The 23,545-nt window shown below is 42.1% G+C and carries 29 protein-coding genes; 4 read left to right on the top strand and 25 right to left on the bottom strand.

Going from position 1 to position 23,545, the window contains the following annotated elements; translation table 11 throughout:
• Positions 1 to 15 precede the first annotated feature (15 nt).
• The 4 genes from JOC95_RS17810 to JOC95_RS17825 form a co-directional block, all read right to left on the bottom strand.
• Positions 16 to 432, bottom strand: coding sequence for a hypothetical protein (locus JOC95_RS17810; RefSeq protein WP_204418547.1), 417 nt, complete (start codon positions 430 to 432; stop codon positions 16 to 18).
• Positions 433 to 581: 149 nt separating this feature from the next.
• Entirely contained in the window at positions 582 to 1,247 is a 666-nt protein-coding gene (locus JOC95_RS17815) for a potassium channel family protein (protein ID WP_204418552.1), read from the bottom strand.
• 593 nt (positions 1,248 to 1,840) lie between these two features.
• The gene (locus JOC95_RS17820; RefSeq protein ID WP_338083117.1) at positions 1,841 to 2,320 is read right to left on the bottom strand and encodes a GNAT family N-acetyltransferase; all 480 of its coding nucleotides are present in this window, start codon (positions 2,318 to 2,320) and stop codon (positions 1,841 to 1,843) included.
• A gap of 16 nt (positions 2,321 to 2,336) precedes the next feature.
• A complete protein-coding gene (locus JOC95_RS17825) occupies positions 2,337 to 3,242 on the bottom strand; it encodes a DMT family transporter (protein WP_239582999.1) in 906 nt (301 codons plus the stop codon).
• Between JOC95_RS17825 and JOC95_RS21420 the strand changes: the two genes are divergently transcribed.
• Positions 3,151 to 3,360 (top strand): hypothetical protein, encoded by a 210-nt coding sequence (locus JOC95_RS21420; RefSeq protein WP_224838805.1) that lies wholly within the window; start codon positions 3,151 to 3,153, stop codon positions 3,358 to 3,360. The genes JOC95_RS17825 and JOC95_RS21420 overlap by 92 nt on opposite strands.
• 9 nt (positions 3,361 to 3,369) lie before the next feature.
• Here JOC95_RS21420 and JOC95_RS17830 read toward each other — a convergent pair whose 3' ends face one another.
• The 4 genes from JOC95_RS17830 to JOC95_RS17845 form a co-directional block, all read right to left on the bottom strand.
• Positions 3,370 to 5,193 carry an ABC transporter ATP-binding protein gene (locus JOC95_RS17830; protein WP_204418678.1) on the bottom strand — a complete coding sequence of 608 codons (1,824 nt, stop codon included), beginning with the start codon at positions 5,191 to 5,193 and terminating at the stop codon, positions 3,370 to 3,372.
• 40 nt (positions 5,194 to 5,233) lie between these two features.
• Positions 5,234 to 6,988 (bottom strand): ABC transporter transmembrane domain-containing protein, encoded by a 1,755-nt coding sequence (locus JOC95_RS17835; RefSeq protein ID WP_204418558.1) that lies wholly within the window; start codon positions 6,986 to 6,988, stop codon positions 5,234 to 5,236.
• Between the two features lie 287 nt (positions 6,989 to 7,275).
• Entirely contained in the window at positions 7,276 to 7,725 is a 450-nt protein-coding gene (locus tag JOC95_RS17840; protein WP_204418560.1) for a redoxin domain-containing protein, read from the bottom strand.
• Positions 7,726 to 7,806: 81 nt separating this feature from the next.
• Positions 7,807 to 8,349, bottom strand: coding sequence for a peroxiredoxin (locus JOC95_RS17845; RefSeq protein ID WP_204418562.1), 543 nt, complete (start codon positions 8,347 to 8,349; stop codon positions 7,807 to 7,809).
• A 380-nt stretch (positions 8,350 to 8,729) separates the two neighbouring features.
• Between JOC95_RS17845 and JOC95_RS17850 the strand changes: the two genes are divergently transcribed.
• Positions 8,730 to 9,575, top strand: coding sequence for a mechanosensitive ion channel family protein (locus JOC95_RS17850; RefSeq protein ID WP_204418564.1), 846 nt, complete (start codon positions 8,730 to 8,732; stop codon positions 9,573 to 9,575).
• Positions 9,576 to 9,641: 66 nt separating this feature from the next.
• On the opposite strand, the gene JOC95_RS17855 is transcribed toward JOC95_RS17850, so the two are convergent.
• From JOC95_RS17855 to JOC95_RS17875, 5 genes are all read right to left on the bottom strand, one after another.
• A complete protein-coding gene (locus tag JOC95_RS17855) occupies positions 9,642 to 9,887 on the bottom strand; it encodes a YkuS family protein (protein ID WP_204418565.1) in 246 nt (81 codons plus the stop codon).
• A 73-nt stretch (positions 9,888 to 9,960) separates the two neighbouring features.
• On the bottom strand, positions 9,961 to 11,259 hold the full coding sequence (locus JOC95_RS17860; protein WP_204418567.1) for an N-acetyldiaminopimelate deacetylase: 1,299 nt from the start codon (positions 11,257 to 11,259) through the stop codon (positions 9,961 to 9,963).
• Positions 11,207 to 11,917 carry a 2,3,4,5-tetrahydropyridine-2,6-dicarboxylate N-acetyltransferase gene (dapD, locus tag JOC95_RS17865; protein WP_204418571.1) on the bottom strand — a complete coding sequence of 237 codons (711 nt, stop codon included), beginning with the start codon at positions 11,915 to 11,917 and terminating at the stop codon, positions 11,207 to 11,209. Before dapD ends, JOC95_RS17860 begins: the two co-directional genes overlap by 53 nt.
• A 141-nt stretch (positions 11,918 to 12,058) precedes the next feature.
• Positions 12,059 to 12,889 (bottom strand): DUF368 domain-containing protein, encoded by an 831-nt coding sequence (locus JOC95_RS17870; protein WP_204418574.1) that lies wholly within the window; start codon positions 12,887 to 12,889, stop codon positions 12,059 to 12,061.
• An 83-nt stretch (positions 12,890 to 12,972) separates the two neighbouring features.
• Positions 12,973 to 13,866 (bottom strand): LysR family transcriptional regulator, encoded by an 894-nt coding sequence (locus JOC95_RS17875; RefSeq protein ID WP_204418576.1) that lies wholly within the window; start codon positions 13,864 to 13,866, stop codon positions 12,973 to 12,975.
• A 127-nt stretch (positions 13,867 to 13,993) separates the two neighbouring features.
• Between JOC95_RS17875 and JOC95_RS17880 the strand changes: the two genes are divergently transcribed.
• Entirely contained in the window at positions 13,994 to 14,737 is a 744-nt protein-coding gene (locus JOC95_RS17880) for a sulfite exporter TauE/SafE family protein (protein ID WP_204418579.1), read from the top strand.
• Positions 14,738 to 14,785: 48 nt separating this feature from the next.
• Here the strand turns inward: JOC95_RS17880 and JOC95_RS17885 are convergent, their stop codons facing one another.
• From JOC95_RS17885 to JOC95_RS17915, 7 genes are all read right to left on the bottom strand, one after another.
• Positions 14,786 to 16,294, bottom strand: a complete 1,509-nt coding sequence (locus tag JOC95_RS17885; protein WP_204418583.1) for an MDR family MFS transporter — start codon at positions 16,292 to 16,294, stop codon at positions 14,786 to 14,788.
• 122 nt (positions 16,295 to 16,416) lie between these two features.
• Positions 16,417 to 16,866 (bottom strand): cyclic-di-AMP-binding protein CbpB, encoded by a 450-nt coding sequence (gene cbpB, locus JOC95_RS17890; protein ID WP_204418587.1) that lies wholly within the window; start codon positions 16,864 to 16,866, stop codon positions 16,417 to 16,419.
• Between the two features lie 168 nt (positions 16,867 to 17,034).
• Positions 17,035 to 17,205 carry an antirepressor AbbA gene (abbA, locus tag JOC95_RS17895; RefSeq protein WP_204418591.1) on the bottom strand — a complete coding sequence of 57 codons (171 nt, stop codon included), beginning with the start codon at positions 17,203 to 17,205 and terminating at the stop codon, positions 17,035 to 17,037.
• A 28-nt stretch (positions 17,206 to 17,233) separates the two neighbouring features.
• Entirely contained in the window at positions 17,234 to 17,752 is a 519-nt protein-coding gene (locus JOC95_RS17900; protein WP_204418594.1) for a ribonuclease H-like YkuK family protein, read from the bottom strand.
• Positions 17,753 to 17,904: 152 nt separating this feature from the next.
• On the bottom strand, positions 17,905 to 18,048 hold the full coding sequence (locus JOC95_RS17905; RefSeq protein ID WP_204418596.1) for a hypothetical protein: 144 nt from the start codon (positions 18,046 to 18,048) through the stop codon (positions 17,905 to 17,907).
• 11 nt (positions 18,049 to 18,059) lie between these two features.
• Complete coding sequence (locus tag JOC95_RS17910) at positions 18,060 to 18,449, bottom strand: YueI family protein (protein WP_204418599.1); 390 nt, start codon at positions 18,447 to 18,449, stop codon at positions 18,060 to 18,062.
• A 42-nt stretch (positions 18,450 to 18,491) separates the two neighbouring features.
• A complete protein-coding gene (locus JOC95_RS17915; RefSeq protein ID WP_204418601.1) occupies positions 18,492 to 18,731 on the bottom strand; it encodes a YkuJ family protein in 240 nt (79 codons plus the stop codon).
• Between the two features lie 195 nt (positions 18,732 to 18,926).
• Between JOC95_RS17915 and JOC95_RS17920 the strand changes: the two genes are divergently transcribed.
• Positions 18,927 to 19,163, top strand: a complete 237-nt coding sequence (locus JOC95_RS17920) for a glutaredoxin domain-containing protein (protein WP_204418603.1) — start codon at positions 18,927 to 18,929, stop codon at positions 19,161 to 19,163.
• Between the two features lie 101 nt (positions 19,164 to 19,264).
• On the opposite strand, the gene JOC95_RS17925 is transcribed toward JOC95_RS17920, so the two are convergent.
• From JOC95_RS17925 to fadH, 5 genes are all read right to left on the bottom strand, one after another.
• A complete protein-coding gene (locus tag JOC95_RS17925) occupies positions 19,265 to 20,014 on the bottom strand; it encodes a DUF3993 domain-containing protein (RefSeq protein ID WP_204418605.1) in 750 nt (249 codons plus the stop codon).
• A 278-nt stretch (positions 20,015 to 20,292) separates the two neighbouring features.
• Positions 20,293 to 20,529 (bottom strand): hypothetical protein, encoded by a 237-nt coding sequence (locus tag JOC95_RS17930; protein WP_204418607.1) that lies wholly within the window; start codon positions 20,527 to 20,529, stop codon positions 20,293 to 20,295.
• Positions 20,530 to 20,594: 65 nt separating this feature from the next.
• A complete protein-coding gene (locus JOC95_RS17935) occupies positions 20,595 to 21,809 on the bottom strand; it encodes an EAL domain-containing protein (protein WP_204418609.1) in 1,215 nt (404 codons plus the stop codon).
• Positions 21,810 to 21,924: 115 nt separating this feature from the next.
• On the bottom strand, positions 21,925 to 22,494 hold the full coding sequence (locus JOC95_RS17940) for a LysM peptidoglycan-binding domain-containing protein (protein WP_204418615.1): 570 nt from the start codon (positions 22,492 to 22,494) through the stop codon (positions 21,925 to 21,927).
• Positions 22,495 to 22,595: 101 nt separating this feature from the next.
• The gene (gene fadH, locus JOC95_RS17945; protein WP_204418628.1) at positions 22,596 to 23,366 is read right to left on the bottom strand and encodes a 2,4-dienoyl-CoA reductase; all 771 of its coding nucleotides are present in this window, start codon (positions 23,364 to 23,366) and stop codon (positions 22,596 to 22,598) included.
• Positions 23,367 to 23,545: the final 179 nt, after the last annotated feature.

Raw genomic sequence — 23,545 nt, forward strand, 5'->3', positions numbered from 1 at the left:
ATTGCACGTGGCTTTTTATTGCCCATCTGTATGGTTATGAAAGTAATACTGTTCCTCTTTATACTTGAATTCTATTTTGTAATCCGAGCCTACTTTAAACTTTTCACAATATGCTGCCGCTTCCCCGCTATCAGCCCCCACAAATCTATAACTGATACCAGACGCTTCATCCACGACATCACAGTGATATTGATTTGGTTCCGTTGTTGTTTCACTCAAGCTTACAGCTTTAACTGTAATGGTGGCGGCCCCTTCCACCACTGGGCGGTTCTCATTCACGACAAACCCAATGATGATAAGTATGATCCCTGCTAATACAGATTTTAATGCAAACTTATTATCACGGCGTGTCAAAATGTAGAACATGCCAAGCCCTATTGCACCTACTCCGATGGCATAAAGCGATAAAACCAAATACATGATGATCCCCAACCTGATCACTCCCTTGTCCCCGTTATAGGTTATATATGATTCCACACCCGATTTATGCCGAAGAATCTAGCTGATTTATTTTATATACGATTTATCTTGGAAAAAGTTACAAAAAAAAGTGGGATTTCGATATCCCACTTTTTTCTTACTTATTCCTCAACCAAGTTCTTTTCAAATCGATCGATATCCTTGTCAGCGCCGATCACAATCAGAATATCGCCTTGCTTGATCCCCTCGTTAGCCTGTGGTGAAACGATGATATTTTTCCCTCGTTTTATTGCGACAATGTTTATCCCATATTTTGCACGGATATCAAGGTCTATCAGCGTGTAACCGCCAAGCCTTCGGCTTGCCACAATCTCCACGATACTGTGTTCATCAGAAAGCTCCAGATAATCAAGCACATTATTAGAAACAATATTATGAGCTATCCTTCTTCCCATATCCCGTTCAGGATGAACCACTTGATCTGCACCTATCCGGCTGAGCACCTTCTCGTGATAGTCGTTTGTGGCTTTTACCGTAATATGCTTGACCCCAAGCTCCTTCAGGATAAGGGTGGTCAAAATACTCGCTTGGATATTGTCACCGATCGCAACAATGACATGATCAAAATTCCGTATGCCCAGGCTTTTCAATACCGCTTCATCCGTCGTATCGCCTACAACTGCATGTGAGGCTATGTTAGCGTATTCATTTACCTTGTCTTCATCGTTATCTATTGCTAGGACCTCTACTCCCTCTTCACTCAAAGCCTTTACCATGCTTCCTCCGAACCGGCCAAGGCCGATTACCGCAAACTCTTTTCTCTTCAACGGATTTCCCCCTATTACAACGTTTTCAATTTCTTATATTGTACCATATTTTCGAGAAATCTATGGTTGCATGGTCACTCTTCATTTATTTTTACAATCACTTATTCATATACGTTTTTAGGATGTAAGATTGTGAAAGAGGTAGTGACGGTTTGAAGACTTAGTTTTCGTACCGTGGGTGGGCGGAAATCGAGGAGGGGGCGGTATGATTACTCGCTATTCGTACCGTGATGGGGCGGAAATCGGGGCTAGGGCGGTATGATTACTCGCTATTCGTACCGTGAGAGGGCGGAAATCGAGGATGGAGCGGTATGATTACTTGCTATTCGTACCGTGAGAGGGCGGAAATCGGGGCTGGGGCGGTATGATTACTCACTATTCGTACCGCGAGTGGGCGGAAATCGGGGCTAGGGCGGTATGATTACTCGCTATTCGTGCCGTGAGATGGCGGAAATTGGGACTAGGGCGGTATGATTACTCACTATTCGTGCCGTGAGTGGGCGGAAATTGGGGCTAGGGCGGTACGAGTGGACAACGTGGAGCAAAAAAATCCAGCACAATTAGAATTAGCATTAATAAAAACCTCCCATTATTTAAATAGGAAGTTTTACCATTGTAATAAACTCCACTCCATTATGCTCGAATACGTCTCTCCTTACGAATCCATGATTGGAGTATAGTGTGATTGCCCTCTTATTAAAAGAGGCTACAGTAAGCCTGAACACCACTTGTCCATTGCTTTCCTGAGCCAGGGAATCCAGGATGAATGACAAAAATAAACTCCCCTTCCCCTTACCGGTCAGTTGCGGTTTCATGCCTAGACCGATATCCAAACAGTCTTCCGAATAGGCCCCGCTCGCATGCCCTGCTGGAACCTTTGCAGAATCCCCATGGCAATAGTAACCAAAAAGACTTCCCTCCCCAACATACACTGAGTGATAGCTTCCATTCAACAATTCCAATAATGCCTCATCACTTTTTTCATTATTATATAATTCATACGGCGGGTCGTAACGCCAAGAAAGAATCTCATCGGAATCAGACCTACTCATCTCCCTGCTGAAGAATTCCACCTATGTTCCCCCTTATTTAAAGTCTTTTTGACAATGTGCTGTAGAGCACCATCCCCACGATTATGATTGCAAGACCAACTGTCGCAATCGGACTTGGCAGCGGACTTGATAAAAGGATCACCTCTCCAATCAGTACGAATATGACTTGTGTCGATTGGGTTGCTTCAACCGAGGCGAGCTTCCCTTGATTATCCCTCACCCGGTCTGTAGCGAAGAAGAATAATGTGGTGGCGATGACGCCCGAACAGAAGGCGACAATGAAAGTCTGCAATACTTGGCTTGATGAAGGCGGGCCTACTTTTACCATTCCTACCAAGGCGACTATAAGCCAAACCGGCAAAGTGGCAATAGTCATCCCCAGTATCCGCTGAAACGTATCAAGCCTCCCGCCACAAAGCTCCATCATTTTCCGATTGCCAAGAGGATATGCAAATGCAGCTAGGATGACCGGCACCACTCCGTACATGAAAGCTGACAGCGAAATGCTTTGCGCTTTTTCCCATTGGATCAATACAACACCAATGAAAATGACCATCGATAATCTGAGAGCCTTATAGGGTATTTTCTGTCTGACAGTCATAATGCCTGCTTCTGATTCCCGGGTATGATAGAAAAACGGAGCAAGGAGAATTCCTGCTATAATTGTAAGCTGCCACGTTCCTGCGACAAGCCAGCCAGGACCAAAGGCAGCCGCGAATGTTATCGGTCCATAAAACAGAACAAAACCAACTACACTCCAAATGAACCACGCAAGAGGGTATCTTGCCATTTCGACGAGGACCTCTTTAAGATTACGTCGCAATACGACAATAACAAGGAGAAACGGCACCATGAAAAAGAAACGCATTGAGGAGCTCCACAACCAGCTCCCTCCGGAAAGCTCCATGGACCTATTCAAAATAAAGGTTACTGCAAAAAACATGGAAGCTAATACTCCTATCACTATCTCCTTCATCAGGTTCATCCTCTCAATTCCCCATATTATATTTAGATACAAGCTAAGGCACCGGCTGATTGCACCGGTGCCCCACTTATGCTAAAAATGTCTTTTATCCTGCATCCTGCATCGTAAATTGAGCTTTAACCAAGTGATAGTATATCCCTTTATGCTCCATCAACTTATCATGGTTACCCTGCTCCATGATGTTACCATGGTCGAGGACGAAAATATTATCTGCTTCCCTGATCGTCGATAAACGATGGGCGATGATGATAGCCGTTCTTCCTTTCAACAGCTTCTTCAACGCCAGTTGGATTTGAACCTCTGTTTCAGTATCAATGCTTGCTGTAGCCTCATCCAGAATGATGATACTTGGATCTGCCAGCAAAGCACGAGCAAAAGAAATCAGTTGCCTTTCCCCGACAGAGAGGACATTACCTCTCTCTTCCACTTCCGTTTCATAGCCATTTTTCAAGCGTTCGATAAATGTATTGGCACCAACTGCTTCTGCAGCTGCCTTCACTTCTTCATCTGTTGCCGTCGGGCGTCCGAATCGGATATTGTCATTGATGGTTCCTGAGAATATAAAGGTATCCTGAAGAACTACGCTGATTTGAGATCTCAAACTTTGCAAGGAAATGTCCCGGATATTATTTCCGTCAATCTTCACCTCACCGCCTGTTGCATCATAAAAGCGGGAAATGAGATTGGCAATGGTCGTCTTTCCAGATCCTGTATGGCCGACCAAAGCAACGGTCTGACCAGCTTCCATTTTCAAGGAGATACGGTTTAAAGCTGTACGCTTTCCATCGTACGAGAATTCCACATCTTTAAATTCAATTTCGCCACGAATTTCTTCAAGTCTTACTGCATTATCCTTTTCATCGACGATCGGCTTTTCATCAAGGAATTCAAATATTCGTTCTGACGATGCCATACCGACAAGCAACATATTATAAAGCTGCCCAAGCCTCGAAATCGGCTCCCAGAACATACCAAGGTAAAAGGCGAAAGAAATGAATACACCGATTGTCAGGGTACTTGAACCACCTTGGAGACTTGATTGAATCAGATATGCACCAAACCAGATCAGAATGGCTGTACCGACCGCATTGGTCATCTCGACAAATGGCCGGAATATCGCATTCTGTTGGGTGGCATTTCTCCAAGACTCGAAGTTTTCGGTATTGATACGGTCGAAGAATGCGATGTTCTCCCATTCCTGTGTAAAGGATTGCGTGACACGCACTCCTTGGATACTCTCATTCAAGTGGGAATTCAGCATCGCTTGCTTGATCCGTACATCCTGCCAGGCTCTTCTGATCTTTCTTCTAAGACTAGTGGAAATGAAGAACATGAGCGGCAATATAATCAGGATTGCTGTAGCAAGCTCCGGACTAAGTGCAAACAGGATGACAACAATTCCTATTAATAGGATAAAGTCCATTAGAAGATTGATGACTCCGTTTGTAAACAATTCCTGAAGGGAGTTGATATCATTCATGATACGGACAAGGATGGACCCTGCAGAACGCTGATCGAAAAATCTGTGGGACAATCCCTGGACATGGGTGAACAAATGTTTCCGCAAATCATAGATGACATTCTGCCCAAGCATATTCATCCATCTGATACGCAGCGCATTTGCCACGTAAGAGACGATATACAGACCAGTGATCAGTATGGCAAGGTTCACTAACAGATCCATATCCCTCTCGCCGATCGCGAAGTCAAACATGTATTTACCGATGATGATAGGAATGGCGAGCCTTACCCCTGTCGCAATCAGCATCGTGATGATGGCCAGCGGCAGAAGATTCTTGGAATATGGCTTCATATAAGAAAATAGGCGCCACATCTGCTGCCAGTTAAACGGCTTTTCAATGGCATTATCGGTAGAATAATAGAATCTCTTTTTTACATTATCGTTCATTTCTATTTTTTGTTTCTTTCGCACTCTTTTTCACCTGCCTTCAATTTGTCTGTGCTTGCAAAACTGTTTTTTGGTCCTTATATTGAATATCGTAGATTCGACGATACGGTCCATTTATCTGGATCAATTCTTCGTGTGTACCTCTTTCCACTACATTACCTTCATCCAATACAAGTATTTCGTCAGCGTGCTTTAATGATGAAATGCGGTGTGCGATGATAAAGGTGGTTCTGCCAGCCAAAGCCTCTTTCAGCTCTTTCTGTATATTGAATTCCGTCTGCATATCCACAGCGCTTGTGGCATCGTCGAGTACAAGAATAGTCGGATCAAGAATCAATGCACGTGCAATTGCAATACGCTGCTTCTGTCCACCAGAGAGGCCCATTCCCCTTTCACCAAGCATTGTATCGTAACCGTTTGGCAACTCCATGATAAATTCATGCGCTTGTGCCATCTTTGCAGCACGGACAATTTCATCCATGGAAGCATTCGGTCTGCCATAAGCTATGTTTGATTTGATCGAGGAGGAGAAAAGAAATGATTCCTGCAGGACAAATCCTATCTGATTTCTAAGTGAATGAAGTGTATAGTTGTTTACTTCTTTTCCATCAATCAATATTCGGCCTTCTTCAGGTTCATAGAATCGGGTTATCAACTGGGTAATACTTGTTTTACCTGAACCTGTAGCCCCGATCAAACCGATCTGTTTTCCAGGTGGTGCATCAAAGGACACATTTTGAAGGGCTGCTTTCTCTTCATTCGGATAGCTGAATGTCACATTTTCAAATGTTACATGCCCATTTAGGTTAGGCACATCTTTTGCACCAGGGATATCATGAATATCCTCTTCTGCTTCGAGTATCTCCAATAGACGTTCCCCGGAAGCCTTCGCTTGTGAAAACTGATTGATTACAAACCCAAGGTTGGCAATCGGCCAAACGATGTACCATACCAAGCTGAAAAATGCCACCAGGGCACCTTCCGACAGCTGTCCATCGATTACCAAGTATCCCCCGAAGCCCAGGAGTCCAACAACACAGGCATTTCCGATAAACTCCATAAGCGGGAAATACTTTGCCCAAACATTGGCTGTAGAAATGAATTTATCCTTGTAATCGACATTGGAATTGTTGAATTTGTCGATTTGGTAGCCTTCTCGCGATAAAGATTTTACAGTATTGATTCCGCTGATATTTTCTTGTACATTCGTGTTCAGCTTTCCGAAAGATTTTCTAATACCCCTGAATGCCGGATGAACCCTTTTGTCAAAACGATAGGTGACAAACGCAAGAAACGGCATTGCCAATAAAGTCACGAAAGTCAAAGCCACTGAATAATAAAACATAAGGCTTAAGCTGATCGTTACAAGCAATGCAAACCTGATCAATTCTGAAAATCCGTACGACAGGAAGAAGCGGAAACCTTCCACATCTGCTGTCAGCCTAGACATCAAATCCCCTGTTTTGGCATTGTCATAATAGCGGAAAGGTAAAAATTGCAGTTTTTCGTAAAGCTCATTTCTAAGACGGTAAACGGAACGGATTCCGAACACATCCCCCAGGTATTGATTGAAATACGTAAACAGGCCTTTTAAAGCCATGATTCCAATGAACCCAAGTGCGATATACGGTACATATTGAAATTGCTGTTTCTTCATTACTTCATCTATGGTCACTTGCAAAATGACTGGATAGATCACAGTAATAACTGTAACCAAAAGTAAAAAAATCAATGAAATATAGAAATTTTTACGGTAAGGCCAGTAAAATTGTTTTAATTTCTTAAAAGTCTCCACATGTATTCCCTCCCTTTGTTCACTCATGCTGGAAAATATAAGATAGTATCTAATATATCGAGTTTCGAAATATTTTTCCAGTGTTTTTTACAAAAATTAAAATTATTTACACTATTATTTTATACTCCCCGTCGAATGCCTGTAAGCATCACGAAGTCTGATATTCTCTACATCTTTAGATGGAGAAAAATGAATAACTTTAGAATATATGCCCAAAGATGAATGTAAAGAATAACAGCAAGCAAAAAAAAAGAAAAAGGGCACTATACCCTTTTTCCTGATCTAGCTTATTTATCATTTTCCCCTAGTACACGGTTTACACGTTTCTCCAGCATTTTCATTCCACTTCCACCTGCCTGGAAATGTCGAAGGTTGCCCTCTGCATCGAATACATAGTATGCAGGTACATATTGGTTTTCAAAAGCATCGGTCAGCTTATGATCATTATCCACGAAAATGGGCTGAGTGATATCATGCTCGCTTGCCACTCTTTTGATCTCATCCATATTAAGGTCCTCCTCTGAGCGAGGCATGTGTACTGCAATGACATTCAATTTATCCCTATAGTTATCACGGAATTCATTCACTTGGGGCATTGCTTCTTTGCATAGGTGGCAGCTGATTGACCAAAAGTGGATCAGTGTCGGTTTTTCCCCGATCAATTCCGCTTTCGTCACTTCTCCATTTAACCATTCCGTTGCACCAGAAAGCTCTGGCATTGGTGAGCGCAATTTCATATTCAGACCTCCAATTTTTTATGTATATAGTGAAAGAAAGGCCTAACGACATCGTTAGACCTTATTCTTCATTGAATGAAATTATAAAGTAGCTTGTCCTGGCTTCCAGTTAGCCGGGCAAAGACCACCAGTTTGTAACGCTTGAAGTACACGCAATGTTTCCTCTACGTCACGGCCGATGTTGTTGTGGAATACAGTTTGATACTGCAGTTCCCCTTCAGGGCTGATGATATATAGTCCGCGAAGCGCGATACCTTCGTCTTCGATAAGTACTCCATAATCACGTGATACTACGTGGTTAGTGTCTGCTGCTAATGGATATGCTAACTCACCAAGACCATTGCTTTTGCGGTCTGTGTTAATCCAAGCCAAGTGAGTGTGGATTGTATCAGTGGATACTCCAATGATCTCTGCATCTAGGTCTTCGAACTCATCATAGCGATCGGACATTGCAGTGATTTCAGTTGGGCATACGAACGTGAAATCCATTGGATAGAAGAAAAGAACTGTCCACTTTCCGTTTTTCATGTTCTCTTCCAAGCTTACTTTACCAAATTCTTTATTCGGCATAACAGCGTCCATCTCAAAACGAGGAGCTTGTTTGCCAACCATGCGTTCTGCCATTAAAAATCCCTCCAAGTTGTATTTATTGAGAATATAACTCATACATTCTCAATTACATTTTGTAATCAACAGTATCCATTATAAAACAAACAATATTTTTAGTCAATATTAAATAATAATCAATTTAATATAGGATTGATTAAAAGGAATCTGCCGTTCAGATATCCCTAATTGTTATTCCCCACTTCTAATGGAATTACACGTTCATAAAAAATGTTGGGAATTATTTCACATAGTAATCTTAACATTCTTTTTTAAGGGAATAAAATAATTAGCATTTCCTTTATTGATATACCGTATCGTTTGGATTTGCGGTGACAATCCTATATAATGCGGTACTAGAGGTTTATGAATTAATATCAGAGAGGAGTAAATACAAGATGATCATTGACTTTTCGGATTTGGATTTTTATGCAATCCTGGCAGCCGTCGGAATTATCTTCCTGAAGTTGCTTGTCATCATTATTGTCTATGCCATCGTAAAATCGATAGGGACCAAAATAATCACCCGATTGTTCAAGCGTGCCACCGCTAAACAAGGAATTTCTGCAGGACGAGGAAAGACACTCGAGAAATTGACCACCAATATATTTACATACGCATTGATTTTCTTCTTAGTGATCATGGTGCTCGAAAATGTATTCGATGTCCGTACAACTGCAATTTTGGCAGGTGCAGGGATTGTCGGATTGGCTATCGGTTTTGGGGCTCAGGGAATTGTAAGTGATGTTGTTACAGGATTCTTCCTCCTATTGGAAAAACAAGTGGATGTTGATGATTATGTAACCACGGCCGGATTTTCGGGAATAGTGGAGGAGGTCGGTCTAAGAACCACCAAGATCCGTGACTTTGACGGGTCGCTTCACTATCTGCCTAACAGGGAAATATCCAGTCTGACCAATCACTCCCGAGGAAACATGCGCGCCCTTGTCGATATCGGTATTTCCTATGAAGATAATATCGATCATGCCATCGAAGTGATACAAGGAGCCTGCGACGCGATAGCTTCAGAGGATCCTGCCATCAAGGAAGGCCCGAATGTGATAGGTGTCCAAGGCTTGGGTGCATCCGATGTCGTTATTCGCATCATCGCTAAAACAGATAACATGATGCAATGGGCCGTTGAACGCAAATTGCGCAAAGCAATCAAAGAGGCGCTTGATGCTAATGGAATCGATATCCCTTATCCACATCAGGTCAATGTCGAGAAACAACAAAATAATTAATTCAAAAAGGCGGGGGGCAACCCCGCTTTTCTTTCGCCAGAAAAAGAAGCCGATAAAACGGCCCCTTTAGTGGTTTAATCGGCTTTCCACCTGTTGACATACCTCATCTGCAGAAAGTCCATGAGCAGCTATTACGGAACCTGCAGTAACGGCATTGGACATTCCCATGACGTTATTGTCGATTCCGGTCACCACACAGCAGTCACAGCCTTTAGCATCGTCCTCATTGTTTAACTGAACCACGTCATATCCTTTTTGCTGCAAAGCTTCTTGAACAGCCGTCAAAGACTGCTCCACACCTACTTTTGGCATAATTGGTCCACCTCCTCCTTCTTAATTTGTCTTTTTCCAAGAAAATTATTCGAAGGAGGCTTATCTACATTACCTACTCGTTCCCTTTTTTAGTGAGGTAGGAAATAAGCATGCTCATTCCCACTCCGATTGCGTCTTCCTTGGGATCTAATTTGGAATGGTGAAGACCGTATGGAGATTCCACTCCCAACCAGAACATGAAACCAGGTATGTTCTGGATCATATAGCCGTAATCCTCGCCGGTCATGGCATGCCGGCATTCTACGACATTGACATTCGTTTCATTTTCGACAAATGACATGAATTCTTCTGTAAGCCTTGCGTCATTATCCACCTGGTGATACATGCATCCATAATCGATCGATGTCTCACAGCCATAGCCGATCTCCACTCCCTGGACAAGTGCCTGGATCCGCTCTTTCACCTTTTTCATGCTTTCCACCGACAGCGTGCGGATCGTCCCCTCAAGCCTTGCACGCTCTGCAATGATGTTTTGGACCGTTCCCCCTGTAATCTTCCCGATGGTGATGACAGCACTGTCCAACGGATCGACATTTCTTGAGATGATGGTCTGCAGCTGGCTTACAAGCGAACATGCAGCCACTACCATATCATTTGTCTGATGTGGATAAGCAGCATGCCCGCCCTTCCCTTTCAAATCGATGAACAGCTCGGATGTATTCGCAAATAGAAGGCCAGGCTTCGTGGCGATGGTGCCAACCGGGTATTCCGGGGCAATATGAAGCGCAACGATCATATCCGGTTTCCACTCTTTGAAGATCTCAGACTGAATCATCGGGAGTGCCCCGCCAGGTCCCTCTTCGGCTGGCTGGAACATGAATAGCAGATTGTCTTTGGGTGGATTACTAGAAAAATGCGTCAACACCCCAAGTGCAATGCTCATATGAAAGTCATGGCCGCATGCATGCATCATTCCTTCATGCTTGGAGTGGAACGGAAGATCTGTTTCCTCTGTAATCGGAAGGCCGTCTATGTCTGTACGATAGCCGATGGTTTTGGATGGGGCAGTCCCTAATACTCGAACAAAGATACCGGTTTCCCATTCCCTGATTTCCATGTGTTCCTGTGGAAGATTGTTTAAATAATGAAGAAGATATCCTTGAGTCCTGTTCTCCTGGAAGCCCTTTTCCGGGATCTGATGGAGATCTCTGCGGATCTGGATAAAAGGATTAATCACATTTGTCACATCTTTCGCCTCTTTCTCTTTGGTTGCATTCTGGCATGGAGCCTTTTCTTTAAAAAGAAGGCGCGGATCTGTTCCATCCACGCCTTCCCTTATTGAGCTATTTTCAGCAAGATTACAGTTGACGAAGCTCTTGCTTGATTTCTGTTTTGGATTTGGTTTTTTCATCGATATCCTTGATTTTACGTGCAGGTGTCCCGGCAACCACTGTATAAGGGGCAACATCATCAATAACGATCGCTCCTGCTGCTACAACAGCACCTTTACCTACTGTCACTCCTTCAAGGACCACTGCATTCGCCCCGATTACCACATCGTCTTCAACGATTACCGGCTTTGCAGAAGGGGGCTCGATTACACCCGCAAGGACTGTTCCGGCCCCGATGTGACAGTTCTTGCCTACTGTTGCACGACCACCAAGCACAACATTCATATCAATCATCGTGCCTTCCCCGATGACTGCTCCGATATTGATGGAAGCACCCATCATAATGACGGCATTATCCCCGATTTCCACTTGGTCACGAATAATTGCACCCGGTTCGATCCGCGCTTTGATACCTTTTAGGTCGAGTAAAGGAATCGCCGAATTGCGACGGTCGTTTTCCACTACAAAGTCCTCGATTTTTCCTTCATTCGCTTTCAATACTGCCTCAAGCTCGGACCATTCACCAAACACGACACCACTGTTGCCATTTATAAAGGATTTTGAAGAAGAGCCAAAATCGATTCCTTCCAATTCACCTTTTACATATACCTTTACAGGTGTAGATTTTGTACTATTTTGGATAAAAGAGATAATTTCATTTGCGTCCATCATTTTCATTATGTATTCCTCCTAAAGCATATGTTGTCTTTATCCCTTTACTCTATCAAACAAAAAAAAGAGTGACAAGTGAAAAAATTTCTAATTTCAAAAAAAAGACTGACAGACAGCACTCATACGAACGCTTTCTGCCAGTTTAGATCAATTTGCTTTTTGAACCATCTTATTATTCATTCTTCCGATAAAGTGAACAATGATCATTCCCAATACAAAAGTGACTATGCTTGCTATATTCAAAAACAGACTGGATGATATCCCAGGAAACACCACAATGGTAGACCCCAATACAAGTCCAATTATACAAGCGAATGTCAATCTCGGATAAGCATTCATCAAGAATTTTATAACCTTGCTGCTGATAATGAACCCTACTCCCCCACCTGCAACGAGGGCAAGGATGATCGGGATATTCAATGTATGCAAAGCATTAAGTGCCGTATAATATACGCCCATGATGAGAAGCATCAAAGATCCGCTTACTCCTGGAAGCAGCATGGTCATGCTTGCTATCCAACCTGCAAAGAATAACCCGATCGCTGTAGTCACTGTCAGGGTTTCGATTGGTGCCATGGTAGATTCCTTTAAAAAGGCCATGGACGCAACAAGGATAAAAGCAAGCACCAAGGCCAAGTAATCCTTTTTTGTAAAAGACTTCTTCAAATCTGATTCTTTGACCAGCATTGGAAGTATCCCGATGATGAGACCAAGAAATAAAAACTGTGTCGGTTGATAATAATTGTCGATAAAATATGTAATCACCTTGCTGAATAGTAATATGGAGGTTCCTACCCCTAACACCAATGGCAGCAAGAAGCGCAGATGGTGCAGCCAATCCCTGCTGAAGAACCCGCTGATAGCATCTATCAATCGATCATAGATCCCCAAAATGAAGGCGATTGTTCCTCCGCTTACTCCCGGGACGACATCGCTGACTCCCATAATCATTCCTCGAAAAATGTTTTTCCATTCCATCCTTATCGTTCCACCTTAAAAATCAAGTCTATGTTATACAAGTCTATATCATACTATTTTTAGATGCGAGAATCCATTAAAAACTAATTGAGGCTTTTATTATTTTGCCCTTTAGCCGCTTCTCCCAATACATCCAGGAAGGCTTCCACCTGTTTCAACTTAAAGGAAGACTCATACCCTATCAGCCACGTATCCCTGTGCAGTGTGGAATCTTCATTCCTGGTGAGAGGTATCTTATTGATTGTTTCATATTCCTCCTGCAAAGTTACAGAGGGAAGAATGGCATACCCTATTCCATTCAATGCCATCTGCTTGCAGGTTTCAATCTGGTCGACAACAATCGTGCGTTTTGGTGGTGTCTGAAACTGTTTATGCCACCAGACCTGGATTTCCTGATAATAGGTCGAATCACTCTTGAATTGAATGAAAGGTCGTTCTGTATGGGGCAGCTCCTCTAGGGATTTAATTTCGGTGTCTACAACGTAGAGGTCGTCACTCAGAAGATGCTGTTTGATTCCTTTCCACTCCGGGTTTCCCCTTATGATTCCAATATGCACCTCGTCTTCGTAAAGACTTTTCACAATGTCACTGCTCCAACCCGTAACTAATGACACTCTGGCATTGGGATATTTTTGGATATATTCCTTCAATATTTTCGGCAGCCAATATTGCCCTATGATCGTTGCCACAGCTATTTTCAAGGTTCCATGGACTTCCTTGTCCAATGATGATATTTCCTCCCTGACCTTCGCATCTTTCGCGAGCACCTCATCTGCAAACTCCACAATCTTTTCACCTGCCGGGGTGATAAGAAGCCCCTTTTGCGTCCGAATGAAGATTTTAGTGTTCCATTGTTTTTCTATGCTTTGAAGGCGCTGCGACAGTGCCGGCTGCGAAACGAATAATCGTTCTGCTGCCTTTCTCATATTTTTTTCCTTTGCTAAAACAGATAGTATGTAAAATTCCGATGAATTCATGAAGCTGACCTCGACTCCTTGATATAAGTTTTTCTTATATTATATCTTAGTTTTTTCGATATTTCATTATGACCATAAAAATCATACAATGATAGGGAAATGACTCTTCAAAAAGGGGGAGATGCTTATGGAACTTTCTTATTATTTTCTAATTATTATCGGATTTATTGCAACCTTCATCGGAACTTTGGGCGGCGGAGGGGGACTGATCAGCCTGCCAGCGATGCTTGTTCTAGGGGTGCCCATACATGCAGCCATTGCCGCCAACAAGTTTTCCAATACTTTTAGTTCTACGGGAAGCTTCTATACCATTTGGAAGAGGAAGGAAGTGGATCTCAGGTTAGGTCTGAAGCTTGTTCCATTTACACTGTTGGGCGGGTTGTCAGGAGCGTTGCTGGCGTCCTTTATATCAGAGGGGATTCTTTTGAAAATCGCGCTCGTTCTTCTGGTATTTGCAACCATCCTGAATGCACTTAAATCACGCAGGAAAAATGAATCAGCCAACAGTCGCAAACAGAAGCTATTCTATCCGACTTATATCTTTATAGGAGCATTTGATGGCCTATTCGGGCCTGGCCAAGCCACTCTTCTTATGCACTCTTTTCTTAATGCAGGCTACTCATTTGTAACAAGCATCGGGCTTGCCCGGCTTCAGACACTTTCTAGCTGTTTCATTTCTTTTCTTGTGTACTTTTCTATGGGACTATTTGATTGGCAGGTTGGTGTCCTGCTTGGGATCGGCTCTTTCATTGGCGCTCAAGCTGCTGTCAGGCTCGCTCCTAAATTGTCGAAGCTGCCATGGAAGAATATCCTGACAGGCTTTTCCGTATTTCTGATTGGATACTTGATCGTAAAAATATATTTTTTATAACGGGAATAGGCATCCAAATGTCCAATTGGACTTTGAATGCCTAATTCATTACTCTTTCTTTGGCAACAGGAGGATTAGCAGGAAACTGATTACGGCAAAAACAGCCACCGCGATATATACTGTCTGCAAAGCAGAAGTCAAGCCATCCTGCAGCAATGTCCGCATGGATTCAGACAACTGATTTCTTCTCTCTTCATTTAATAGCAGGGTGGTGGAATCCAGCGAAAATTCCTGGTTCACCCCGTTCTCCTTTAAATGCTCCTGTATACGGGAGTTTAATATACCTCCCAGCAGGGCAGCTCCGATAGTACTTCCCAATGTTCTCATAAACATATTCGAAGCGGTTGCCACTCCCCGTTTTTGCCATGGGACAGTGCTTTGAATGGAGACGATGAAAGACGTAGTGGAAAAGCCCATACCCACACCAATCATGAAAGATCCGCAAGCCGCCCATAGCGGTCCATCTTCAGGACTAAGCGTCATAAAAATGATGCTTCCGAGTATCAGGGCCACTCCCCCGATGATCGAGGTTGTCCTGAATCCGATTTTCAGTAGTAGCCTCCCTGCAATCATGGCAGCAATCGGCCATCCTATTGACATGGTGGTGAGTGTAAAGCCCGCAACGATCGGCGGCCTCTCCATTACCCCTTGTACAAATGCCGGAAGGAAACTTGATATCCCGATCAACATCACCCCCGTTGTCAGGGACGTGCTATTGGCAATCAATATTGAACGTTCCTTCCAGATATCAAATGGCATCATCGGATCGACAGCACGTTTTTCCTGAATGATGAAAAGTGTAAATGCAATGGCAGAAATGGAGATCAGCAAAAGAATCGGCTTGGACGTCCATTCATAGCGGACTCCCCCCTCCACGAGCACATACATCAAACTTGAAACGGAAACAAAAAGCAGCCCTGCGCCAGCATAATCTATGGAATGCTTTTTCTTTTCGATACCTTCATGCAAATAGAGGATAAGACCGATGATCGCCAGGATGCCAAGCGGGATATTCACCCAAAATACAAAGCGCCAGCTTACGTACTGCACGAGCAGTCCCCCGATCGCCGGTCCAAGAATTGCTGATATCCCCCAAACACTTGATAAGTATCCTTGAATTTTTGCCCGTTCCTCTTTTGTATACATATCACCCACAATGGTGGACGCAATCGGCATGACAGCCCCAGCTCCAAAGCCTTGGATAAATCTGAAGAAGATCAACATTTCGATCGACGTTGACATGCCGCAAAGAATGGAGCCAATCAGAAAAACGATAATCCCAAAGATCAGTATCGGCTTTCTTCCAAAAAGGTCTGAAAGCTTACCGTAGATCAGTACAGTAACGGCATTCATCAGCAAATAGGATGAAAATACCCAGCTGTAAAGTGAAAAGCCACCTAAGTCCGCCGCAATTGCCGGCATCGCTGTCGAGACAATCGTAGCCTCCACAGCTGCCATGAACATGGCAAGCATGATTGCTGCAAGCACAAATGGCCGCCTCGTCCTTTTTCCTTTGGCCTGTCCGATCGCTTCTCTTTCTCTTTCCGCAGTTACCATACCGTTCCCTTCTCTCTTCCTAACAATTTTTTAACAACTATTTCGTGCCTCTATGTAAATTGTAGCGTTCATTCATTATTATGCAACCATTTATACACAATTAAAAAAGACCCTTTCAGGTCTTATTGGCTTTTGCTTTGCTTTTGTATTTCAGTGTTAAGTCTTTCCAATATACTTCTTCGTGTTAGTATACCTTCAAAAACATGCTCATCATTTTCAATGCAGACAAATGGATGGTCGACAAGAAGCTCCAAGCCATTCTCCACACTGTCGTTTACATTCAGTCTTGGGATTATTTTATTCATCACATCTTCCACAACCATTTCTTCCAGCCTTTCGAATTCAATGCGTTCCAGGCCAAGGATGGAATCCATAATTTGTGTTGTGCTGATTAGACCGTGCAATTGATATTTCGGATCAAGAACAGGGACAGCCGTATAGCCGGTTTTGGTTAGCACCAGCAATGCATGTTCCAGGTTGTTCCTCACCTGCACATGTGCCACACGCTCTGCAGGAATTATCAATTCAGATAAAGTCGTTCCTAATAATTCACCTTTTTGGAGGCTGATCATGAATGTTCTTCCTCTCTAAATTTACTCTCAAAAACAGTATATGACGATTTACGTAATTGACCATTATCATTGTAGCATAAATTTTAATGGGACTCGACTATTATATAACAAGTACCTCCGCTTTTCATTCGACAGAAAAAGCTGCCTATCCGGCAGCTTTTATCTTTTCTATATAACCTTATCATAAATCTGAATCAGCTTTTTATAGGTGGAGCTTTCGAGCTTCTTTTCTCCCATCTCCATATCATTGATTTCATTTGCGACAAGTTCTTTGGCAAAATTTGTTGAAACCAACAATGATATCAATAATTCCTTTTCCTCTTCGGTAAATTGGACCATCCAATCATCATCCCCTATTCTTCGAAAGCTATTTCGTGTATCGGTTAGCATAGCAAAATGCAGCATATGCATCGGGTTTAATCTTTGCGTCAAACCCCATCGCGACTATTCTTCCTGTCATTTCCTGGATGAAATCCTTTGTTGCACCCCTTTTACCGATATCCAAATGAATTTCAAAACGGAAATCAGCGCCTTGTTCCAAATGAGGGATGATCAAATCTTGGATAGCTGCTAAACGTTCATTCGAAAACAACATCGCAACTTCCTGACTTAAAGCAGTTTCAAGTGAAATTTTCTCGTGCAGGCTCCGAATTGCCCTAGAAGCAATATATGGCCTGACACACCCCCAGGCTCCCTTACCCACCCGATGCAAATGAATAGCCGTCATAAACTTTGTTTCCGCTCGATGCACATGCGAATCTGTTCCGATAGACAATAAGTAGGAGGCTTTTACATCTTTCTGGATAAAAGAAAGTATCTGTTTATAAGCTTGTTCAAAAGTAAGGTAGCCGTGGGTGATATTATAAAACTTACTGGGGTTATCCATTAAGCCACTTCCTTTTTTGTACTTTCCTACTTACTTATATGATGAAAAGGTGGAAAAAATTAATGATTTTCTCTTCCTTTGGCAGGCTGATTGACCTAAGAAGAGGAATTTTCCCCACAAAAAAAGAACCAAGCACCTTTTCAGGAGCTTGGTCAGCCTTTGCTTGTATGGATTTGTCTTTTCGTATAAGTACAATGAGGACATTTAAAAATCACATTCTGATTGGATTGTGCAGTCAATACCTTGTCCAGTGCTTCCTCTTTGTTGCACTTAGGACAATGAACCATTGGCATCATTCTTACCACTCCTAACGTAAATGTTTCTTAAACTCCCCGTTTTCCACGAAAATCTCATCCTTGTCGACGGCATGGGGATTTGCCAGCACCAGACCGATATTAGTGGAAGAGCTCTTATCATCGACTATCGTAAAGGGCACGTTATGCTGATTTGCCATTTTCGTATATTTGGAAAGGTGAGCATAATTGATGTCTCCATCCAAATAAAGGCGGGAAGCAGGATATTTCTTCATCAAGTCACCAAGTGGCATATACACTTTTGCCTGCATCACCTGCCCATTGGTGAGTGCAAGGATGACGCGTTCCCTTAACTGTGATAGATACTCTTTCCTCTCACCAGGTTTTATTTCTGGTGTTCCTTTTAAACCTTTATCAATATAATCATCTATGTTCTTTCCCATGATACACTCCCTTTTACTGTGGCATCAGGTGAGTTTTCAGCATTAATGGATCAGATCGAAAATTTCTATAGCAATCATATCGATATTATCAAATTGGTACGTTTGTGGACTTTCACCTTTAATAAACACTTCTAGTTCATATGTATTCGTTTTATCAAAAAACTTTACGCTGCATACTTTTTCTCCATTTACTTCAAAGAAACGCTGAGCGGGCTCGTTTCCAGCCTCTGAAGTTTCTTTCAAGTCATTTAATCTTTTTACAATCCCTACTAATAGTGACATGTCACAACTCTCCTTCTATTCCTTCTACCTATATCATTCACCTACATCGCGTTGAACATTCGTTTTTGCAAGTAAAATATAGTAGAAATTTTTTTATATTCGTGCTACATTTTTATTTCCCTCTTATTGTAGTCTAAAACGATCCCTAAGAGTGAAAAAAGATGTGAATTTTTTTCTAACGAGGAGTGCAAATAAATGAAAGTGACCGTGTATACACAGCCAGACTGCCCACCTTGCCATGTGGTGAAGCAGTTTCTACAACATCATAATATCCCTTTCGAAACTGTCGACATCTCAGAAGATCCGCGCGCTAAGGAATATTTGGTCTATGAACTGCAGTCCTTTTCCACTCCAACTGTAACAGTGGATGAGGATGTTGTAAAAGGATTCGATTTACAAACCTTGCAGAAGCTCCTGCATATAGAGGAGTAATCCAACAAGCAAGAGAGTACATCATACCATTAAAAACCTTATGAATAAAAGCATTTTATCAAAAATAAAAAAAGAGCTGGGGACTCAGCTCTTTTTAGCTTTTATCTTGTGACGAGCATTTTAGGTTCGGCTTCGTGAATGAAATAATGGGAGGCGAACATCGGCAGGAACTGATAGAATGCCAACGTCGGGTTCTGTGTACCTGGAATGAAAACAAAGCTTGCAAATGGTTGGGTCAGTTGATAAAATGAAAATGTTTTTCCCTTCTCTTTTTGCTGATCATTTACTACATTCATTGCAGCTGTTTTCTTCTCGTTCTTTAGACTTTCCATCGTCCTTGCATCACTGACTTCTTTTAGAAACCCTGGTTGTTCCTCGTCATAACCATAACTGACAACTTGAAGACCCTGTTCGTTCTGTTCCAATTCCACAAATTCATAATGGTCCGGATACAAGTACCCCTCAGATTCATCAACATCAAAGAACTCATATACATAAATCCTTCCGCTTGCTTCATCCTGTTTAATCTTGGTATTCTCATCATAAGTAAAGAATGGAATGTAAAAGTGCGGTACGTCTGTTCCATAAGTGATATAACCTTTTTCCTCTTTAAAAAGGTGTGCATCCAAAAATTGCTCCTGATAATCACGTGTAAAATAAGGATCCAATACAGCCTGGATTTCTGTCATATCCCTATGCTTTTCTCCTAATGTGAATTGGGCTGCTTGAGCATCTTGCAAAATAGAGAAAACTTCTTCTTTCTCAGTAGGAGCTTCCGCTGCCGCATGCGTTACGCCAATTAGTAATATGAATATGATTGCAACTGATAGTCTGATATATGCTTTAAGCAAATGATTCTCCTCCTATTTAAGATGTCCTCTAATTCTACCAAGTTTATCCTTTAGAGTGGATGGTAACCGTTCGCAAAATTCCTTGACCATTTGACAAAATATTCGATATACTATTTTTTACCCTTCAAGCACTTTCACAAACAATTTCTGATATAAAATTACTCAAAAATAAAAATAAGGTCTTTTTTCCTAATGGATCGTTCGAATCAATTCAGTTAATTTTTACTATAAAAATAAAAAAACTGACTAAAAATCTCGTCAGTTTTGGTTAGGCTAAATTAGGATGACAGCGCTATATACGCAATAAAAATCAATGCCAAAGATATGGCAATAATGTAAGCCAAAAACACTGGGTTCCTTAATACATAATGATCCTGCACCTTCTCACTTATTGCAGAGTCCATTTCAGAAGTCTGACTGGAATTGGAGCGTCTGCCCACTTTATAAGCGTATATACTTCCAATCCCAACGACTAATACGCCCAGTATCAATAACATAAAATCGAAAGATCCCATTATTCTCACCTCGCGAGCTTTGTTACTCTTAAGGTTTACTTTCAGTTTGTTTCTATACCTTCCTTTTACAAGAAGTCCTGGTTTTCATATAGATATTCATATGCCAGATCTATATAGATGAACTGTCCTGTGTTGATTGGATAGGAAAATGTGCGGACAGTTTCGCCAGTTTCAATATCGCTATACAAATCTGATAATAGTCCTTTTTTCTCTGCCCTCATTTTCATGACATACTCCAAAAAATATGGGCGCCAACTCCAGTTTTTTTGTTTATACCCGGACTGCACCTCCCATTTCCCTTGTTTTTTCACCAGGTTGGATGATAGTTGGAATCCATTTTCATCACAAACATACATTCTGAAACTGATATCGGAAAAATCTTTGGTAATCAACCTAAGCCAATTATCAAGATCCTCGATTTTTTTCTTTCCTATTAATTGCTGGATTTTATTTTGAAGCATTTCTGTTAATTGCTGAATGGCTTCAAGTTTTCTCTTTTCATATCTGATAAATTGCTGGAACTTATCAATTAGCACAGCTTTAGCGTAATCTTCCTGGATAAACGTCGGACCGGGTTTATGTAAATAATATCCTTGATAGTATCTTCCTCCATGACGCCAGGCATATTGAAGCTGATAGGATGCTTCCATATTCTCATACAACAGGGTCGCCCCGATTTTCCTGGACAAGACTGCAAGGGAAAAAAGCACGTCCTGGTGCGCACTTAACTCATAGCTTTGACGGAGTACTTTCAGGTCCACTTTTAGAATATTAGGGGATAGCCTGCCGATCCGGTCAAGGTCCGAACCTGATTCACCTATATTGGATACTGCAATCTGTATACCAAAGGTCCGGTAATAATTGATAAGATGCTGCAGATGCTCAACATCTCCATCATATGTATGTTCATCGATTTCCAGGACGATATTTTCAAGCTTCAACCCTTTGGGCACATATGAAAGTAATAGTTCCAACATTGATTCGCCCTGATCATCCAATAATACCCTTGCATTCTGATTGATGAAAAGAAGAAAGGATTTTTTTGAAGAGGTGTAATCTTTCAAGGCGTGATGGATGATTTTCTTTTCCACTTCCAGAAAGTATTCATCCGGGACATTATTATCACGGAAAAATGGGCCAAGGCTAAGAATATTCTTTTCATCCATTTTTATCCTTCCCAACACCTCATATCCCACTACCTCTTGCTGGTCGGCACTGAATATTGCTTGATAATGGGGAATGACCCTTTCTATGTTTGTCATGATATCTAATGGATCCATACCCTTCTCCCCTTTTGCCGTATTTCCGAAAATTATATCATGTTTCACAAAGAAAAATACAAAAAAACTGCTGGATTTCAGCAGCTTTCCAAATGTGTCGATATTACATTGGCTATTACTCTCTTCTGGGTATTTTCAATTCCATCCCGGGGCATAAGCAGTCTGTCTGCAGTTTATTCATTGAACGGATAGCGGCTTTGGAGGTATCGAAACGTTCTGCAATTTTGTGAAGACTGTCCGATGCCACAACTGTATGTCGATAGACCGGTACTTTGAGCTCCATTCCCACAAAAAGTGTATCACTTTGCATCTCATTTTCCTGCCTTACAAGAGCCTCTTTTGTTTGCAGCTGCTGGCAGATGTCCTTTAACGTATCATCTGGCATTACCTTGTAATATCCATAATCAGGGGTGTCTGATTTCCTTATTGCTTCGTTTTGTTTTTCCTTCATGACAGCAACCAAAAAATTCTGGAATTTGACCCGGTAGCCATTCACCTTCGTCTGGGGAGGAAGGAATTGTTTGGAGTATTGCCTTGCCAGCACCAACAGACTTCCTTTTTTTTCAGAACCGTTTTTAGGCTGGGCAAGCTCCACTGCAAATTCATAAAAAGCCTCGGACGGATTAATGTACAGAGTCAACTGTTTATTCTCCTCGTCCCATTCATGTTTATAAAACAAACTCAACTATATCCCTCCCAGATTCATATTAATTACTTTTAGTATGTATCCAATCTGGAAGGATATATCCATATGTCTGCTAATATCGACCAATTAAAATGGAAATCTTAAAACGGAAAAGGTTGAAGCCATTGTCCGCCATCCATCGTGACACATTCCCCGTTTATATATGCTGCCTTATCAGAGCTTAGGAAATAGGCGAGTTCGGCTATTTCTTCCGGAGTCCCGAATCTTTTGAGCGGAACACTTTCAGCTACTTTCCTTGCCTCTTCCTCCGATTGCATCAACTTATCCGCTCCACCTGTCCTTTCAATGGGACCAGGGGCGATGGCATTCACCCTTATGCCATATTTGGTACCCCATTCCACCGCCAAAGTCCTGGTCAATGAAAGAACACCAGCTTTTGCAGCTGCTGAATGCACGACGCCTGCCCCTGCATTCCAAGCATAGGTGGCCACCATGTTTATCATGCTTCCCTGATGCTTTCTTTCCATCCAATACTTTCCAACAGCAGAACTGCAATAAAATGTCCCATTCAATACAATATCAATGACAGACTTCCATCCATTTACCGACAGCTTTTCTGCCGGACAAATAAAGTTCCCTGCAGCATTGTTTACCAGTACATCGATGCGGCCGAATGCTTCATCCGTCATTTTCACCATATGCTCTACATGCTCAGGTTCACGCACGTCCATTTGCACGGTTATGACGCTACCGTTTCCTTGTGCTTCGATCTCTTCCTTCGCAGATGTCAGCCTATCCATATCTCTGCCTGTGATCGCTACATTGTACCCTTCTTTGGCAAATTTGATTGCCATATATTTTCCCATCCCACTTGAACCGCCGGTAATGATTGCAACTTTTTTATCTTCCATTTCTGATCCCCCTTATAGCATTTCTTCTATTCTATCTTAATTATCAAAATACTCAAAATGTTTTATTGTACTTTTTCCATAATAAAACACATAAAAAATAGAATAATAGACCAAGGTACTGTGGGCAAGATGATGGTATAATGATTTTTAATGCGTCCTGGCCTCACGGTTGGATGCAC

Source organism: Sutcliffiella tianshenii, assembly GCF_016908565.1.
Lineage (GTDB): Bacteria > Bacillota > Bacilli > Bacillales > Bacillaceae_I > Sutcliffiella_A > Sutcliffiella_A tianshenii.

Excerpts from the sequence above, each read along its gene's own strand:
- dapD (WP_204418571.1), bottom strand. The coding sequence starts at position 11,917 with ATGAAAATGATGGACGCAAATGAAATTATCTCTTTTATCCAAAATAGT.
- JOC95_RS17845 (WP_204418562.1), bottom strand. The coding sequence starts at position 8,349 with ATGGCAGAACGCATGGTTGGCAAACAAGCTCCTCGTTTTGAGATGGAC.
- JOC95_RS17885 (WP_204418583.1), bottom strand. The coding sequence starts at position 16,294 with ATGGTAACTGCGGAAAGAGAAAGAGAAGCGATCGGACAGGCCAAAGGA.
- JOC95_RS17910 (WP_204418599.1), bottom strand. The coding sequence starts at position 18,449 with ATGGGAAAGAACATAGATGATTATATTGATAAAGGTTTAAAAGGAACA.
- JOC95_RS17875 (WP_204418576.1), bottom strand. The coding sequence starts at position 13,866 with ATGAATTCATCGGAATTTTACATACTATCTGTTTTAGCAAAGGAAAAA.
- JOC95_RS17880 (WP_204418579.1), top strand. The coding sequence starts at position 13,994 with ATGGAACTTTCTTATTATTTTCTAATTATTATCGGATTTATTGCAACC.
- JOC95_RS17850 (WP_204418564.1), top strand. The coding sequence starts at position 8,730 with ATGATCATTGACTTTTCGGATTTGGATTTTTATGCAATCCTGGCAGCC.
- cbpB (WP_204418587.1), bottom strand. The coding sequence starts at position 16,866 with ATGATCAGCCTCCAAAAAGGTGAATTATTAGGAACGACTTTATCTGAA.
- JOC95_RS17870 (WP_204418574.1), bottom strand. The coding sequence starts at position 12,889 with ATGGAATGGAAAAACATTTTTCGAGGAATGATTATGGGAGTCAGCGAT.
- JOC95_RS17905 (WP_204418596.1), bottom strand. The coding sequence starts at position 18,048 with ATGATGCCAATGGTTCATTGTCCTAAGTGCAACAAAGAGGAAGCACTG.
- JOC95_RS17830 (WP_204418678.1), bottom strand. The coding sequence starts at position 5,193 with ATGAACGATAATGTAAAAAAGAGATTCTATTATTCTACCGATAATGCC.
- JOC95_RS17855 (WP_204418565.1), bottom strand. The coding sequence starts at position 9,887 with ATGCCAAAAGTAGGTGTGGAGCAGTCTTTGACGGCTGTTCAAGAAGCT.
- JOC95_RS17860 (WP_204418567.1), bottom strand. The coding sequence starts at position 11,259 with ATGAAAAAACCAAATCCAAAACAGAAATCAAGCAAGAGCTTCGTCAAC.
- JOC95_RS21420 (WP_224838805.1), top strand. The coding sequence starts at position 3,151 with ATGAAAAAGAAACGCATTGAGGAGCTCCACAACCAGCTCCCTCCGGAA.
- fadH (WP_204418628.1), bottom strand. The coding sequence starts at position 23,366 with ATGGAAGATAAAAAAGTTGCAATCATTACCGGCGGTTCAAGTGGGATG.
- JOC95_RS17935 (WP_204418609.1), bottom strand. The coding sequence starts at position 21,809 with ATGGATCCATTAGATATCATGACAAACATAGAAAGGGTCATTCCCCAT.
- JOC95_RS17920 (WP_204418603.1), top strand. The coding sequence starts at position 18,927 with ATGAAAGTGACCGTGTATACACAGCCAGACTGCCCACCTTGCCATGTG.
- JOC95_RS17930 (WP_204418607.1), bottom strand. The coding sequence starts at position 20,529 with ATGGGATCTTTCGATTTTATGTTATTGATACTGGGCGTATTAGTCGTT.
- JOC95_RS17840 (WP_204418560.1), bottom strand. The coding sequence starts at position 7,725 with ATGAAATTGCGCTCACCAATGCCAGAGCTTTCTGGTGCAACGGAATGG.
- JOC95_RS17915 (WP_204418601.1), bottom strand. The coding sequence starts at position 18,731 with ATGTCACTATTAGTAGGGATTGTAAAAAGATTAAATGACTTGAAAGAA.
- JOC95_RS17825 (WP_239582999.1), bottom strand. The coding sequence starts at position 3,242 with ATGTTTTTTGCAGTAACCTTTATTTTGAATAGGTCCATGGAGCTTTCC.
- abbA (WP_204418591.1), bottom strand. The coding sequence starts at position 17,205 with ATGGTCCAATTTACCGAAGAGGAAAAGGAATTATTGATATCATTGTTG.
- JOC95_RS17900 (WP_204418594.1), bottom strand. The coding sequence starts at position 17,752 with ATGGATAACCCCAGTAAGTTTTATAATATCACCCACGGCTACCTTACT.